This is a genomic window from Roseateles sp. P2_H4 (assembly GCF_056403315.1).
The window spans coordinates 1-14,217 of record NZ_JBFUFR010000012.1 but is presented as its reverse complement, the minus strand read 5'-3'; the positions used below and the strand labels follow the sequence as shown (position 1 = coordinate 14,217).

At 69.6% G+C, this 14,217-nt stretch carries 14 protein-coding genes; 5 read left to right on the top strand and 9 right to left on the bottom strand.

Annotated features, from left to right (window positions below; translation table 11 throughout):
* Positions 1-2 precede the first annotated feature (2 nt).
* A complete protein-coding gene (locus AC1DW3_RS11025; protein ID WP_477931349.1) occupies positions 3-701 on the bottom strand; it encodes an ABC transporter ATP-binding protein in 699 nt (232 codons plus the stop codon).
* Positions 702-1,373: 672 nt separating this feature from the next.
* Positions 1,374-2,651: an efflux RND transporter periplasmic adaptor subunit gene (locus AC1DW3_RS11020; protein ID WP_477931347.1), complete on the bottom strand. Its 1,278-nt coding sequence runs from the start codon at positions 2,649-2,651 to the stop codon at positions 1,374-1,376.
* 204 nt (positions 2,652-2,855) lie between these two features.
* On the opposite strand from AC1DW3_RS11020, the gene AC1DW3_RS11015 reads away from it, so the two are divergent.
* Genes AC1DW3_RS11015 through AC1DW3_RS11005 form a run of 3 tightly spaced genes read left to right on the top strand, consistent with a single transcriptional unit; the run spans position 2,856 to position 6,472 of the window.
* Positions 2,856-4,496, top strand: coding sequence for a DUF1800 domain-containing protein (locus AC1DW3_RS11015; RefSeq protein WP_477931345.1), 1,641 nt, complete (start codon positions 2,856-2,858; stop codon positions 4,494-4,496).
* Between the two features lies 1 nt (position 4,497).
* The gene (locus AC1DW3_RS11010) at positions 4,498-5,835 is read left to right on the top strand and encodes a DUF1501 domain-containing protein (RefSeq protein WP_477931343.1); all 1,338 of its coding nucleotides are present in this window, start codon (positions 4,498-4,500) and stop codon (positions 5,833-5,835) included.
* A gap of 37 nt (positions 5,836-5,872) precedes the next feature.
* The gene (locus AC1DW3_RS11005; RefSeq protein ID WP_477931341.1) at positions 5,873-6,472 is read left to right on the top strand and encodes a DUF6151 family protein; all 600 of its coding nucleotides are present in this window, start codon (positions 5,873-5,875) and stop codon (positions 6,470-6,472) included.
* 6 nt (positions 6,473-6,478) lie between these two features.
* On the opposite strand, the gene AC1DW3_RS11000 is transcribed toward AC1DW3_RS11005, so the two are convergent.
* The 7 genes from AC1DW3_RS11000 to AC1DW3_RS10970 form a co-directional block, all read right to left on the bottom strand.
* Positions 6,479-6,982 carry a hypothetical protein gene (locus tag AC1DW3_RS11000; protein WP_477931340.1) on the bottom strand — a complete coding sequence of 168 codons (504 nt, stop codon included), beginning with the start codon at positions 6,980-6,982 and terminating at the stop codon, positions 6,479-6,481.
* Positions 6,983-7,065: 83 nt separating this feature from the next.
* Positions 7,066-7,422, bottom strand: coding sequence for a hypothetical protein (locus tag AC1DW3_RS10995; RefSeq protein ID WP_477931338.1), 357 nt, complete (start codon positions 7,420-7,422; stop codon positions 7,066-7,068).
* A 130-nt stretch (positions 7,423-7,552) separates the two neighbouring features.
* Positions 7,553-8,797, bottom strand: coding sequence for a DUF1501 domain-containing protein (locus tag AC1DW3_RS10990; RefSeq protein ID WP_477931336.1), 1,245 nt, complete (start codon positions 8,795-8,797; stop codon positions 7,553-7,555).
* Positions 8,798-8,802: 5 nt separating this feature from the next.
* Entirely contained in the window at positions 8,803-10,368 is a 1,566-nt protein-coding gene (locus tag AC1DW3_RS10985) for a DUF1800 domain-containing protein (RefSeq protein ID WP_477931334.1), read from the bottom strand.
* 104 nt (positions 10,369-10,472) lie between these two features.
* Positions 10,473-10,934 carry a response regulator gene (locus tag AC1DW3_RS10980; protein ID WP_477931333.1) on the bottom strand — a complete coding sequence of 154 codons (462 nt, stop codon included), beginning with the start codon at positions 10,932-10,934 and terminating at the stop codon, positions 10,473-10,475.
* A gap of 151 nt (positions 10,935-11,085) precedes the next feature.
* Positions 11,086-11,820, bottom strand: a complete 735-nt coding sequence (locus AC1DW3_RS10975) for a response regulator (RefSeq protein WP_477931331.1) — start codon at positions 11,818-11,820, stop codon at positions 11,086-11,088.
* A gap of 14 nt (positions 11,821-11,834) precedes the next feature.
* The gene (locus tag AC1DW3_RS10970; protein ID WP_477931455.1) at positions 11,835-12,383 is read right to left on the bottom strand and encodes a response regulator; all 549 of its coding nucleotides are present in this window, start codon (positions 12,381-12,383) and stop codon (positions 11,835-11,837) included.
* A gap of 121 nt (positions 12,384-12,504) precedes the next feature.
* On the opposite strand from AC1DW3_RS10970, the gene AC1DW3_RS10965 reads away from it, so the two are divergent.
* Together AC1DW3_RS10965 and AC1DW3_RS10960 are read left to right on the top strand one after the other, a co-directional pair.
* Entirely contained in the window at positions 12,505-13,170 is a 666-nt protein-coding gene (locus tag AC1DW3_RS10965) for an HD-GYP domain-containing protein (protein WP_477931329.1), read from the top strand.
* Entirely contained in the window at positions 13,167-13,958 is a 792-nt protein-coding gene (locus tag AC1DW3_RS10960; RefSeq protein WP_477931327.1) for an ABC transporter substrate-binding protein, read from the top strand. Before AC1DW3_RS10965 ends, AC1DW3_RS10960 begins: the two co-directional genes overlap by 4 nt.
* Positions 13,959-14,217 lie beyond the last annotated feature (259 nt).

Below are 14,217 nucleotides of genomic sequence, written 5' to 3'. Positions count from 1 at the left end.
GCTTAGGCGACGGCCAGGGTCGTCTTCAATTCGGCGGTCAGGTCGACGACCTGGCCGTCGATGACGTGCACATTGCGCTGGGCGCGGGCGGCCAGCTGGGGGTCGTGGGTGACCATGACGATGGTGGCGCCGTCGCGGTGCAGCTCTTCCAGCAGCTCCATGACGCTGCGCGCCATCGCGCTGTCGAGGTTGCCGGTGGGTTCGTCGGCCAGCAGCAGGCGCGGTTCGCCGGCGAGGGCGCGGGCAATGGCGACACGCTGCTGCTGACCACCGGACAGCTCGGCCGGGTAGTGGCGGCCGCGGGCCGACAGGCCGACACGGGCCAGCGCATCGGCGGCGCGCTTCTTGCGCTCGGCGCTGCCGTAGCCGCGGTAGCGCAGCGGCACCTCGATGTTGTCGAGCACGCTCAGGTCGGGGATCAGGTTGAAGGCCTGGAAGATGAAGCCGATCTTCTGGTTGCGGATGCGCGAGCGCTCGGCGTCGCCCATGCGGCTGACGTCGATGCCGTCGAGCTTGTAGCGGCCGGCGCTGAAGGCCTCCAGCAGGCCGGCAATGGTCAGGAAGGTGGTCTTGCCCGAGCCGGAGGGCCCGGTCACCGCGACGAACTCACCCTCGTTGACGGTCAGGTTGAAGTCGCGCAGCGCATAGGTCTCGACCATCTCGGTGCGGTAGACCTTCTGCAGTTTTTCCATCTGAAGCATGGGGGTTGTCCTGTTCACTCGGAGTGGGTTTGGTGGCGGTCAGCTTGGCCGACGACTTGGTTGCCTAAGCGGTGCTTGCCTGGTGGCGAGGTGCCGGGAGTCCGTCCCGGCGGCCGGGTAACTTTCTTCTGCGGGGCCAGAAGAAAGTCACCAAAGAAGAGGCCCTGAACCGCACACGATCGCGACGCCGCGATGAGCGGCGCGCGAAAACGGCCAGCGGCATGGCGACAAGAAGCGAACCGCTGCGCTCTCGCACACGACTTGTCACCCGGGCAGCTCATCGCATCAGCGGCCCGTTCGACGCGCGGCTGCACGCCGGGCTCACCAGAACAGCCCCATGCGGCGTCGCTCGGGCGACGTGGCTGTTCGGTATTTCCTGATGAGCCCGGCGTGCAGCCGGCGTTAACCGGCGTGAAGGGGCGATGGATGGTTCTCTTCACAGGGACAGCAGCGAGAGCGCAGCGGGTCGCTTGGGGGCGTGCTCCAGTCCGAGCAAAGCGAGCGCATGCCGCCGCTCGAGTGCGGATTGCATTGAGCGCTCCTCTTTTGGTGACTTTTCTCTGGCGCGTCAGAGAAAAGTTACCCGCCCTGCCGGGGCGGACTCCCGGCGCGATGCACCGAGTCGAAAGACTCTTCGCAAAAGCAACCTGACTCAGCATCACGCCCACAACCTCAATCCGCGATCAGGACGCGCTCCGCGCCCTTGAAGTTGTCCGACCCGGAGATGACGACGCGGTCCCCGGCCGACAGGCCCGAGATCACCTCGACCCGCTCCAGCGAGCGCGCACCCAGCTTGATGGCGACCTTCTCCGCCACGCCGCCGCGCACCACATAGGCATAGCTGCCGCCGCCGTCGTCGACGAAGCTGCCGCGCGTCACGCCCAACACCTTGTCGCGCTTGTCCAGCAGCACGCGCACCGACAGGCGCTGGTTCTGGCGCAGCTGCTCGGGCTGCTGGCCGGCAAAGCGCAACCGTGCCGAGACCTCGCCGCCCACGACCTCGGGCGACACCGAGCTGACCTGGCCGGCCCAGCGCTGGCCGTTGCCGTTGATCTCGCCGGGCATGCCGGGCTGCAGCTCGCGGGCGAAGCTCTCGGCCACCTGCATCTGCACTTCCAGCGCCGACAAGTCGATGACGGACAGCAGCTTGGCGTCGCGGGCGACATTGGTGCGGTCGGGGATGAAGAGCTGGCCGACCTGGCCGTCCACCGGCGAGCGCACCGACAGCTCGCCCACCTGGCGCTCCAGGTCGGCCACCAGCAGCTGCTGGCGGGCCAGCGCACTCTTCTTGGCCTGCACGTCCAGGGCCAGGCTGTCGGTCTTGAGGCCGCGCAGGTCGCGGGCCTGATCGTGCGCAAGCTTGGCCTTGGCCAGTGCGTCCTGGGCGCGCTCGACCTGCATGCGTGCCGTGGCGCCGGCCTCGAAGGCCTGGGTCTGGCGGGCCAGGTCGTTGGCGGCGGTCTGCTGGTCGATGCGGGCGTTCTCGAACGCGCTCTGCAGCGCCGCGGTCTGCTGGCGGGCCTCGACCTCTGCGCGGGCGAGGTCGGCCTTCACGGCGTCGACATTGCTGCGTTCCTGGGCCAGGCGGTTGGTCAGCTCGGGCGAGTCGACGCGGGCCAGCACCTGGTTGCGCTTGACGGGGTCGCCGGCCTGCACGGCCAGCGTGACGGTGCCGGCGCCGGGCGCGAACAGCGTCGGGCTCTGGGCGGCGACGACGCGACCCTCGCCGGCGACATCGCGCGTCAGCGGCCCGACGTCGACGGTGGCCAGGGACAGGCGGGCCACACTGACCGCCTGGTCGGCGGACAGCATCTGCTTGATACGGCCGCCGCTGGTCAGGGCCAGCACGGCCACGACGGCGGCGCCGCCGCCGACCAGCCAGGGCCAGCGCCGGGACTGGGGCGCCACGGGGCGGTCCTGCTCGGTGGTGTCGCGAAAGCGGGTGTTCATGGCCGGTATTTCGCAAGCCACGTGCCAGGCCGCCGCGCGTGACAAATCAACGGCTTGGCAGCGCCGGGACTGTCCGCGGACAGCTTGCGGACAGTCCGAACAATGTCCGCAACCCGCCGCATCGTTTGCTTACCAAACTGAACAAATGGTGGCGAGACGACACGAGCGGCGCCAACAAAGATGGCGCCGCTTCGAAAGACCACCATGCCCTTCGCCCGACTTTGCCTGTGGGCCGCGCTGGCCGCCCTGAGCTGGCCCGCCCTGGCTGCCGACACGCCGCCGACCACCACCACGATGACCGAATCCGAAGCCCGGCGCTTTCTGGCCCTGGCCAGCTTCGGCCCGACGGACGCCGCGGTCAGCGACCTGATCGCGCGCGGCCGCACGGCCTGGATCACGGGTCAATTCAATCTGGCCACATCCGATTTCAGCGGCGTGCCCTATGTCGACCCGGACTCCAGCAAGGGCTGCCCCGCCGGTTCGCCGGCCACCTGCAAGCGCGACAACTACAGCCTGTTCCCGGTGCAGGTGCAGTTCTTCGCGAACGCGGTGAACCAGCCCGACCAGTTGCGCCAGCGCACGGCGCTGGCCCTGTCGGAGATCCTGGTCGTGTCGGGCAATGTCATCAAGCTGCCCAATGCGATGGCCAACTACCAGCGCATCTTCCTGCGCAACGCCTTCGGCAACTTCCGCGACGTGCTGAAGGAAGTGACGCTGTCCCCGGCCATGGGGCGCTTCCTGAACATGGCCAACAACGACAAGGCCAACCCGACCAAGGGCATAGAGCCCAACGAGAACTACGCCCGCGAGGTGCTGCAGCTCTTCTCCATCGGCCTGTGGCAGCTCAACCTCGACGGCAGCCTGAAGCTCGACAGCAGCGGCCAGCCGCTGCCGAGCTATGACCAGGACACCGTCGAAGGCTTCGCCCATGCCTTCACCGGCTGGACCTATGCGCCGCGGCCGGGTGCCACGAAGAACAAGTTCGGCAACCCGAGCTACTACGACGCGCCCATGGTCGCCTTCGACGACCACCATGACAAAGGCAGCAAGAAGCTGCTCAACGGCACCGTGCTGCCCGGCGGCCAGACGGCCCAGGCCGACCTCGACGCGGCCATCGACAACATCTTCAACCACCCCAATGTCGGCGTCTTCATCGGCCGCCAGCTGATCCAGCAACTCGTCACGGCCAACCCCAGCCCGGCCTATGTGCAGCGCGTGGCCACGACCTTCAATGGTGGCCAACGCAACAAGCGCGGCGACATGAAGGCCGTGCTGCAGGCCATCCTGACCGATCCCGAGACGATCACGCCGCAGGCACCCGCCAACTTCGGCAAGCTGCGCGAACCCATCCTGCAACTGACCCATCTGCTGCGTGCGCTGGGTGGCACGAGTGACGGCGTCTGGCTGCGCAGCCAGGCCGCCGGCCTGGGCCAGACCGTCTACAGCCCGGCCAGCGTCTTCAACTTCTTCCCGCCCGACTACGACCTGCCCGACAACCCGGCCCTGGACGGCCCGGCCTTCGGCGTCTTCAACGCCAGCGCCGCCTTCAAATTGAGCGGCGTGCTGCAGACGGCGCTGAACGGCAAGGGCGTGGCGGCCGACCCGACGGTGGCCGGCTCGGTAGGCACCAAGATCGACCTGGCCCGCTGGCAGGCCCTGGCGGCGACGCCGGCCAGCCTCGTCGCCGAGATCAACCGCGTGCTCTTCGCCGGCCGCGCCAGCAGCAGCTTGCAGACAGCCCTGCTGAAAGCAGCGCAGATCGGACCGGCCACCAAGCCGCTGGACCGCGCGAAGGCGGCACTCTTCCTCGCCGCGATGTCGCCCGAATACCTGGTGGAGAACTGAAATGCTGTCCCGACGCCATCTGCTCTCCCACGCCGCGGCCTTCGCCGGCGCCTCCGCCCTGCCCTCGCTGGCCGCGCCCCTGCTGGGCAGCGACTACCGCGCCCTGGTCTGCGTCTTCCTCTATGGCGGCAACGACGGCAACAACATGGTCATCCCGACCGACGCGGCCAGCTACGCTGCCTATGCCAGGGCGCGCGGCACCGCCGGTGCCGGCGGGCTGACGCTGCCGCAATCGGCCCTCGCGCCACTGAACGGCGGCGGCGTCGGCCTGCACCCGGCCCTGACGCCGCTGGCCGACATCTGGAACCAGGGCCACCTGGCCGTGCAGGCCAATGTCGGCCCGCTCGTGAGGCCCATGACCAAGGCCGAGTTCAACGCGGCCAATGCGCAGCGGCCGAGCAATCTGTTCTCCCACGACGACCAGCAGGACCAATGGCAGCGTGGCCAATCCTTCAGCGGCAACCAGGCCACCTCGGTGACGGGCTGGGGCGGCCGCATCGCCGACCTGCAGGCCAGCAATGGCGTGGTGCCCATGGCGCTGTCGGTCAGCGGCAACAACGTCTTCATGAACGGCGCCAGCAACGCCGGCCTGACCGTCGGTTCCGGCACCAGCTTCGCGATCAAGGGCTTCGGCAACAACCCGAGCGCCAGCCCCCTCTACCAGCTCTACCAGAGCCTGCTGCAGCAGCCCTATGCCAACGCCGAGGAACGTGCCGCGGCCAGCGTGCTCAACCAGGCCGTCAAGGCCAGCAATGTGCTGAACACGGCGCTGTCCGGCACCGGCAGCGTCGCCGGCCTCTTCAATGGCCTGAACAGCGGCGTGGCCCAGCAGCTGCTGACGGTGGCCAAGATGATCGAGGGCCGTTCGGGCCTGGGCGTCACGCGCCAGCTCTTCTTCGTCAGCATGGGCGGTTTCGACACCCACAACGACCAGCTCAACCAGCAGAACCAGCTCTTCGCCGACCTCGGCCCGGCGTTGAAGGCCTTCTACGACGCGATGCAGCAACTCGGCGTCGCCAATGGGGTGACCACCTTCACCGCCAGCGACTTCGCCCGCACCCTGCAACCGGCCTCGGGCGGCGGTACCGACCACGCCTGGGGCAACCACCAGTTCGTGCTCGGCGGCGCCGTCAAGGGTGGCCTCTATGGCCGCATGCCCCAGCTCGTGCTCGGCGGGCCGGACGACTCCGGCGATGAAGGCCGCTGGCTGCCGACGACGTCGGTGGACCAGATGAGCGCGACGCTGGCCAGCTGGTTCGGCGTCGGCGCGGCCGACCTCGGCGGCGTCTTCCCCCACCTGGCCAACTTCAGCGTCAAGAACCTCGGCTACTTCGGCTGATGACAAAACTGGAAGGATCGACTGGTACAACCGCCCGATGCCCGACAACCACAAGATCCAGTGCCGCTGCGGCCAGCTCCGCGGCCTGCTTGAGCCCACGCGCCCGTCCAATCGCTGCGTCTGCCATTGCACCGACTGCCAGGCCTTTGCCCGGCATCTGGGCGCGCAGGACACGCTGGACCGCCAGGGCGGCACCGACATCGTCCAGGTCCCGGCATCCCACGTCGTGTTCACGCAGGGCCAGCAACGGCTGGCCTGCATCCGACTGACCGACAAGGGCATGCTGCGCTGGTATGCGAGCTGCTGCCGCACACCGATAGGCAACACGCTCGCGGACCGGAAGGCCGATTTCGTCGGCCTCATCCACACGGGCCTCGGCCCTGGCAAGCCCTCCGTGGACGAATCATTCGGACCGGTCACGATGCGCGTCGGCGTCGACGGTGCCCTGGGCGACAGCAAGCCGAAGGCGGCCGGCATGTTCAGCGGCATCGTCAAGACCCTTGCCATGATCATCAAGGGCCGTCTGCGCGGGACCTACCGGGCCAGTCCGTTCTTCAATCCGCAGACCGGCATGCCGGTCGCGAAGCCGCAAGTGCTCTCGACCGCGGAACTGGCGGCGGCCAAGCGGGTGGGCTGAGGGCGGCTATTTCGGCTGAGGCTTGGCGCAGGGCTGGGTCAGCAGCCCGTAGTTCGCTTCCTTCGCGTACAGGAAGCGGCCGCTGCCGACGTCGAAGATCAGGTCGGTGGACACGATGCGTCCCCACCAGGCGCGCACGAACAGCAGCTCTTCGTTGAGCCACTGGGCCTCGACGCTGTCGAGTTCGTGGTCGAAGTCCATGCGCCAGCGCGCGCGGGTCTTGGTCGAGAAGATCTGCAGGGCCACCGTGTCCGGTCCGTTGAGACCCGGCTGGGTCACCCGCGTGAAGGCGGCGGTGCGCTGCGGTGCCCAGCGCTTGTCTTCGGCCTCATCGCTTGCCGGCGGCGCCGCCGGCCGCACGGCCAGGCGCTTGATGGTGACATGGTCCTTCAGCGGGATGAGCTGAGGCGCTGAGTAGAGGACGACGGCCTCATCGCAGCTCTGCATGGATTCGGCCTGCGCCGTGCAGGCAAAAGCCACGAGAACAAGACCGGGAAGGAGTGGGCGCATGGCGACAGTGTTGGAAGGTTGGCGAATGCTGCCAGCCTCAACGCAGACGTCATGCGCCGCGACGACTTCGTTCGTGGGGTGCCCTATTCGACGAGGCGGCCGCCAAAGGCGACACGCCCCGCCCCAGCCGGCGCGTACTCGAGATGCACGAGATGGGTCGGCCGGCCGGCCGCCGCCGCAATGGCCGCCGTCAGCGCGGTGATCTCGGCCTTCAGCGCCTCGCCCACCGGCGGGCGCGCATGCAGCATGCGCACGAAGACCGGTGGCTCGCCTTCCAGCGGACCGCCGTTCTCGGCGTAGTGGCCGATGCCGTCCAGCCTGACCCAGACCCGCCCCGGGTCCAGGCCGAGGACGTCGCCGATCACGTCGGCCAGATGAGCGGCGAGCGCCTCGGCAGCCGGCGGCAGGGCGCCGGCCCAGAGGACGTCGACGACGGGCACGCCCTCAGGCCCCGACCGCGACGAGGAAGCAGTAGGCCAGCACGGCGCCCCACAGGCACAGCCCGAACAAGGAGGAAGCGCTTCGCATCATGTCGTTCTCCCATCTGATTGAACGCTGCTGCTGCATGCCTCAGGCACGCAGCAGCTTGTCTGCATAACGCCAAGTTTGCGGGGCTTGGGGAAACACTGTTGCCAGTGCGGTTTCCGACAGGCCCAGATGGCGCTGCAGCAGCGGCGCCAGCACCTGGCGGAAGTCGGTGCGCACGGCCAGGTCGCGGCCATCGGCCAGGGCGCTGGCGTCCAGGCCCGGCCATTCGCCCAGCATCTGGCCGCCGGCCACCGGGCCGCCCAGCAGCCAGATGACGTTGCCGCGGCCATGGTCGGTGCCGCCGTTGCCGTTCTGGCGCAGCGTGCGGCCGAACTCGCTGACGACGACGATGACGGTGTCCTTGTAGGTGTCGCCCAGGCCGGCGGTCAAAGCGTCCAGGCCCTCGCCCAGGCTGGCCAGGCGGTTGGCGAGCTGGCCGCGGGCGGCGCCCTGGTTGACGTGGGTGTCCCAACCTCCCACGGCCGTGAAGGCCAGCTGGGTGTGGGCGTCCTTGCGGATCAGCTGCCCCAGGCGGCGCGCGTCGGCGGCAAAGCTGCGTGCGGACGGCGCGCCGGCGTCGGCGCTCGGGTCCATCGACTTGGGCTCGGCTGCGGCCATGCTGCGGCTCATTTCCTCACGGGCTCGCGAGGTGTCGCGCAGCGTGCCGCTGAGCTGGGCGTCGTTGGCGTAGAGCTTGGCCAGGCCGGCCTGCATCTGCGGGTCGTCGATGGCGCGGCGCTGCATGGCGTTGGGGCCCAGGCCGAGGCTGGCGACGCTGGCCGTGCCGGCAAAGATGCGCGGCGGCGTGCTGCCCTGGCTGATGGCGCGCGTCGGCGCCGGCTCACCCGGCAGGGCCGTCAGCAGCCGGTTCATCCAGCCATCCGGCGTGGACTTGCGGCCCGGCGTGCCGGATTCGAAATAGTCCTGGGCGTCGAAGTGGGAGCGTGTCGTGTCGGGCGAGCCACTGGCATGCACGAAGGCGAGCTGGCCGCCGTCCCAGTGGCGCTTCAGCGGTGCCAGGGAGGGGTGCAGGCCGAACAGCGAATCGAGCTTGATGAGGCCGTCCTCGGCGCCCGGTGCCGCGAGTGCGATCTGCGGACGGCTGGCGGCGTATTCGCGCTCACCATAGGGCGCGACGACCGAGAGGCCATCCACCGCGCCACGCAGCATGACGACGACGAGCTTTTTCTGCCTGAACTCGCCGTTTTGGCCCTGGGCCTGCACGAGAGACACCGGCAGACCGCCAAGGGTGAAGGCGCCAAAGTGCAGCAGTTGACGACGCAGCATGGCGGTCACCTCTTCATGAAATCGGGGCTGGCGAGAAGGAGAGCCACTTGTTGTCCGGCGGGCTCGGCGGCCAGCGTGCGGCGGGTCGGCTCGCTGACCGATGCGCCAAGGGTGCTGGTCAGCTTCTCGGCACTGATGCCACTGCGCTGCCCCAGCGTCGTCGCCAGTTGCACGCGCTGCGTCAACGCCTCGGGGTTGCGCCAAGCGGCGGCCGTGTTCTTGTAGCCATCCGGCGTGGCCGCGCCGTACAGCGGCTGGCCGGCCTGGGCCAGGGCGCCCAGCAGGTTCTGCTGGTTGGCCGGCTGCAGGTCCAGCGCGCGCAGGCTGGACAGCAGGTATTGATAGGGCGTCTTGAACTTGGCCTGGTAGGCCTCGCGGCTCCAGAACTCGTCGGCGCGGATCAGCGTGCGCGTGAACTCTCGCAGGTCGCCGCCCGTGGCCTTGAAGTTGTCGGCCAGCTTCTGCACCAGGCTGGGTGGCGGGTCGTCGGCCACGAAGGCCTGGGCGAACTTGGCGGCCAGGTGGCGGGCCGTGGCCGGGTGCGCGGCCAGCACGTCCAGCGCGTGTTCGCCTTCAGCCTGTCCGGCGCCCTTCACGGTCTGGCCCAGCCAGGTCTTGCTGCCGTGGTCGTGCTTGCGCGCATCGAACACGAACAAATCGCCCGTGCCGCCCACCAGGGCCTTGCGCGAGTCCAGGCCCCAGCCGGTCAGCATGCGCGCGAGCTCGGTCACGTCATGCTGGCTGTAGCCGCCGTCCACGCCCAGCGTGTGCAGCTCCATCAGCTCGCGGGCGTAGTTCTCGTTGAGGCCGCTGGGCACGCGTGCCTTCAGCTCCGGCCGCTCGGCCAGGAAGCGGCGGGCGCGCTGCGGCGGTTCATAGCCGGCGACGACGCTCTGGGCGTTGTCGAGATAGATCAGCATGGCCGGATGCCTGGCGGTGGCACCCAGCATGTCGCGGAAGCGCCCGAGCACATGCGGCCGGATGGCGCGCTGTTCGTAGTCGGCCACGAGGACGCCGACCGCGTTCTTGCCGGCGAAGACGTTGAAGTGGTTGAACCAGAACTCGGTCATCACCTCCTCGAGCTGGGCCGGGCTCTGCAGCGCCCGCGACAGGCGGGCCGTCGCGGCCTGGGCGACGAGGGGGCGGATCTTCTCGCGCACCGCGTTCAACGCATCGGCATCGGCCTTCATGCCCTGGGCCTGTTCACGGCGGGCCTCGCGGGCCGCCTTGACCGCCTCGCGGTAGCGGCCCAGCAACTCGGCCTGGCCGAGCTTGAGGACGTCCAGACCCGCCAGCCGGGTGCTCAGGCTTTCCGGCTGCGGCAGGCGGCGCGGCTCCAGCTGTTCGGTGAGGAAGCGCTCCAGCCATTTGTCGGCGCCCTGGGCGGCCATCGCGGCGGCGTCGGCCGGGCGCGGGCCGTAGCCGAGGCGGTTGAGCGCATGCAGGGCGCGCTCATCGGCGCTCAGGGCCGGAGCAGCCACCGCGACCGCCGCCTGGCTGCGGCGCGCCGCCAGCATGACGCCGCTCGCCAGGGCGGCGGCACTGCTCAGCACAAAGCGGCGGTTTTTCATGGGCGGTCTCCGGTGTCCGTCTTTCACCGAAGCATCCTGCCGAGGGCGCAAGGCCTTGTGGCCAATGCGCAAAGATTTGTGTCAGCGCGAGGCTGTTTCCAGCTTCAGCGCTTCCCTAGCCAGTGCTCAAGGCTGCGCAGCGTGGCTGCCACGTCCAGCGGCTTGCTCCAGTAGCCGTCGAAACCATGGCGGCGCGCCAGCTGCGAGGCGACGAATTCGGATTCGGCCGTCACCAGCAGGGCCGGCACGTCTTCGGGCAGGCCGGCTTCGCGCAACTGGGCCAGCAACTCGTCGCCACCGATGTCGGGCAGGCGCAGGTCGCACAGCAGCAGGTCGACACGGCCCTGCGTCACGAGGCGCCGGGCTTCGGCGCCGCTGCGGGCCACCAGCAGGCTGCAGCCCGGGCGCAGCTCCAGGATGCCCTGCATCAGCATCGCGTTGACCGGATCGTCTTCGACGTAGAGAACCTGGCTGGTCGTCATGCCCGCCCCTTCAGCAGCAGCCGGCAGGCAGCCGAAGTTCGGGTCGGTCGGGGTGTTGTCGGCAGGCGAGGCGCATAGCAGCATGGCGTTGGATTTTGCTGCAATTATCAAATCTATTAATACAGACGATCAATGCTCTGCCCCTGAACGGGTGGGGTCGCAGAGGATTTGCCAAATATTGCGCGACGCTTGCCGCGCGCTTGGTCTAGGGCCAGCCGGCGCGGCGTCGCAGGCCCTAAGTGCGCCGGCGCAGTTCCGCCACGGCCCGGGACAGCGGCAACCAGCCTTCCGGCAGGGGGCGACCCGGCGCCCAGTCCGCGGCGGCCGTTTCCAGCACGAGGGCCTGGGCGGCCAGGCTGGGGTGGCCCAGCAACTCGAGCACGGCTTTCAGGCCATGGGCGACGCGGCGTAGCGCCGGTGCGTCGCCACTGGCGACGGCCGCATTGCCTTGCGCGAGATCGTCGGCGAAACGTTCGAGGCAGCCGGCACGAAAGCTCTCGTACAGGCCGCGATCGCCGCCGAAATGCTGCTGCACCGGGTCGACACCGAGGACGGCCACGGCGGGCGCCGCGCTGGCGCCGCGGCTACCCAGCAACTCGCCGATGGTGTCCAGCAGCTCGGCCAGCGGCACGGGCTTGCGCAGCGTGCGCACCACGCCGAGCGCGGCCAGGGCGGCATGGCGTTGGGGGTGCACGCCGGCACTGAAGACCACCCACGGCGGTGCGCCGGCCGATTCCGCCAGGCCCTCGGCCAGCAGGGTTTCGGCCGAGCCGTCGGGCAGCATCAGGTCGCTGATGACGAGCTGCCAGCCGCCGGCCGCCAACGCCGTGCGCGCATCGGCCAGGCGGCGCACGACCGTCAGTTCGACCGCGGGCGCGGCGGCGTCATGGCCGGGCAATTCCTCGAGCGCCAGTTCAACGAAACGGGCGATCGACGCGTCGTCCTCGATCAGCAGCAGGCGCGCGGCCATTGATGGGTGCGCACTCAGGCCGGCTGGGCCTGGGCGGCCTCGACCAGCAGCCGTGGCAACTCGGTGACAAGGGCTGTCTTGTGCACCAGCGGCACACCGTCCAGCGCAAAGGCGTAGGGCGCGCGCTGGGCTTCGTCCAGTGCGGTGACGACGATGAGACGGCTGCGCGCGAACTGCGGGTGCGAGCGCAGGCTGGTGATCAGCGCTGCGCCGTCGATGCCGGGCAGCAGGATGTCGATGAGCAGCACGTCTGGTTCCAGGCGGCCGGCCATGGCCAGGCCGGCGATGCCGTCGGAAGCGACATGCAGTTCGGCCTCTGGCAACTCGCGCTTGACGACCAGGCTGATGAGGTTCTGGAAGTGCACCGAGTCTTCGATGAGCAGCAGCGTCACGGGCCGCACGCCGGTCCGGGCGTCGGCTGGCAGCGCTGTCGACGCGGCACCCGCGCGGGCGGTGAGCCAGGCCTCCAATGAGCTGCGCAGGATGCGGCGATGGCCACCGGGGGTCTTCCAGGCCTGCAACTCGCCGCGGTCCACCATCAGTTGCACGGACCGCACCGCCATGCCCAGCTGTTGGGCGGCTTCGGTGGTCGAACAGGTATCGGGCACGGTCGGGGCGCGGTTCACCCGCCATATTTTGCCGAATTTGCCAGCAATGGCCGAGTCGGCATATTTGATAAAACTGATGACGCTCAGAGAATGCGAGATCTGCAAGGAATTCGCCATGCTGCCCACCGCCACCCTCGACCTGCCCACGCCACCGCTGACGCTGCCGCCGCCCGAACCGGCCGCGGACCTTAGCGCCCATCGCGTGCGCCTCGGGCATCTGGCCGAAGCCCTGGCCCTGCGCCTGGGGCTGGACGCCGACAGCGCCCGCCAGCTGCGCCTGGCCGCCCCGCTGCACGACGTCGGCGAGCTCGACGCCGCCGACAGCTGCACCGAACCGCCCTGGCCGCTGACGCGGGACCAGGAGCGCCACCGCCGGCAGGCCCAACCGCGCCGCGGCGCGGCCCTGCTCGCGGGTTCCAGCCTGCCGCTGTTCGCGCTCGCGGCCGAGATCGCGCTGCACCACCGCGAGCGCTGGGACGGCAGCGGCTATCCCGAGGGGCTGCAGGGCGAGACCATCCCGCTGTCTGGGCGTATCGTTGCCGTCGTGGACTATTTCGACGCGCTGACCATGCCCCGCAGCTACCGCCCGGCCCGCGCCGACGACCGCGCGCTGGCGATGCTGGCGGAGCAGGCCGGCAGCGCCTTCGACCCCGCCATCGTCGCCGCCTTCCTGAGCCACGCGACCGAGCTGATTGCCCTGCGCGACCACGTCAACGCGATGCGCCCGGGAGCCCAGGCATGAGGCGGCTGGCCGCCGCCCTGCTCGGCCTGCTGGCCGCCACCACCGCCTGCGCGGCACCCGCCGCCACCGCCTCGCAGCGCGTGCAGGAAAGCGGCGAGCTGCGCGTGTGCATCTGGCCCGACTACTACGGCGTCTCGCTGCGCAACCCGCGCACCGGCCAGCTCGCCGGCATCGACATCGACCTGTCGGCCGCCTTCGCCGCCGACCTCAAGGTCAAGCCGGTCTATGTCGACTCGTCCTTCGCGACCCTCGTCGAAGACCTGCAGCGCGACCGCTGCGACATCGCCATGTTCGCCGTCGGCATGACGCCCCAGCGCGCCCAGGTGCTGCGCTTCAGCCGGCCCTACCTGGAAAGCGACATCTATGCGGTGACCACGCGCAGCAGCCGGGTCGTGAAGCAATGGCAAGACCTGGACCGCCCGGGCGTGCGCATCGCCGTGCAGGCCGGCACCTTCATGGAACCCGTCATGGCGGCGGCCCTCAAACAGGCTAACCTCGTCGTCGTGCGGCCGCCGGACACGCGCGAGCGCGAGCTCGAGGCCGGCCGCGTGGATGCCTTCATGACCGACTACCCCTACAGCCGCCGACTGCTGGACAACGCCGACTGGGCCCGCCTCGTCGCGCCGCCCACGCCCTTCTTCGTGTTGCCCTATGCCTATGCCGTCAAGCCTGGCGACGCCGCCTGGCTGGCCACGGTGGACGAATTCGTCAGCCGCATGCAGCGCGACGGCCGGCTGCAGGCCGCCGCCAAACGCCACGGCCTCAGCGCCATCGTGCGCAGTAACTGATGCCCCCCGTCCAAGGCGTACCTTGGCCGGTCTTGCAGACCGCGCCGCGGCTTGTGCCGCAGCCCTTCGGCAGGCACACCGCGCCCACTGGGCGCGCCCTGTCCGGCCTCAGCCCCCGAGGGGGCGGCGATGCCTGGCGGATCGACCGCCAGGCACATCGCCTGTGCGGGCCGGCTAGGGAACTGGAGTCGGACACAAGCAGTCCCTGCGGACTGCTTGTGCCTACGGAAGGACATGGGCCTCTGGCCCATGGCAGGCC

Bases quoted from the DNA above. Each gene is read 5' to 3' on its own strand.
- AC1DW3_RS10965 (WP_477931329.1), top strand. From the start codon at position 12,505: ATGACGCTCAGAGAATGCGAGATCTGCAAGGAATTCGCCATGCTGCCC.
- AC1DW3_RS10985 (WP_477931334.1), bottom strand. From the start codon at position 10,368: ATGAAAAACCGCCGCTTTGTGCTGAGCAGTGCCGCCGCCCTGGCGAGC.
- AC1DW3_RS11015 (WP_477931345.1), top strand. From the start codon at position 2,856: ATGCCCTTCGCCCGACTTTGCCTGTGGGCCGCGCTGGCCGCCCTGAGC.
- AC1DW3_RS10980 (WP_477931333.1), bottom strand. From the start codon at position 10,934: ATGCTGCTATGCGCCTCGCCTGCCGACAACACCCCGACCGACCCGAAC.
- AC1DW3_RS11025 (WP_477931349.1), bottom strand. From the start codon at position 701: ATGCTTCAGATGGAAAAACTGCAGAAGGTCTACCGCACCGAGATGGTC.
- AC1DW3_RS10960 (WP_477931327.1), top strand. From the start codon at position 13,167: ATGAGGCGGCTGGCCGCCGCCCTGCTCGGCCTGCTGGCCGCCACCACC.
- AC1DW3_RS11020 (WP_477931347.1), bottom strand. From the start codon at position 2,651: ATGAACACCCGCTTTCGCGACACCACCGAGCAGGACCGCCCCGTGGCG.
- AC1DW3_RS11010 (WP_477931343.1), top strand. From the start codon at position 4,498: ATGCTGTCCCGACGCCATCTGCTCTCCCACGCCGCGGCCTTCGCCGGC.
- AC1DW3_RS10975 (WP_477931331.1), bottom strand. From the start codon at position 11,820: ATGGCCGCGCGCCTGCTGCTGATCGAGGACGACGCGTCGATCGCCCGT.
- AC1DW3_RS10970 (WP_477931455.1), bottom strand. From the start codon at position 12,383: ATGGCGGTGCGGTCCGTGCAACTGATGGTGGACCGCGGCGAGTTGCAG.
- AC1DW3_RS10990 (WP_477931336.1), bottom strand. From the start codon at position 8,797: ATGCTGCGTCGTCAACTGCTGCACTTTGGCGCCTTCACCCTTGGCGGT.
- AC1DW3_RS11000 (WP_477931340.1), bottom strand. From the start codon at position 6,982: ATGCGCCCACTCCTTCCCGGTCTTGTTCTCGTGGCTTTTGCCTGCACG.
- AC1DW3_RS11005 (WP_477931341.1), top strand. From the start codon at position 5,873: ATGCCCGACAACCACAAGATCCAGTGCCGCTGCGGCCAGCTCCGCGGC.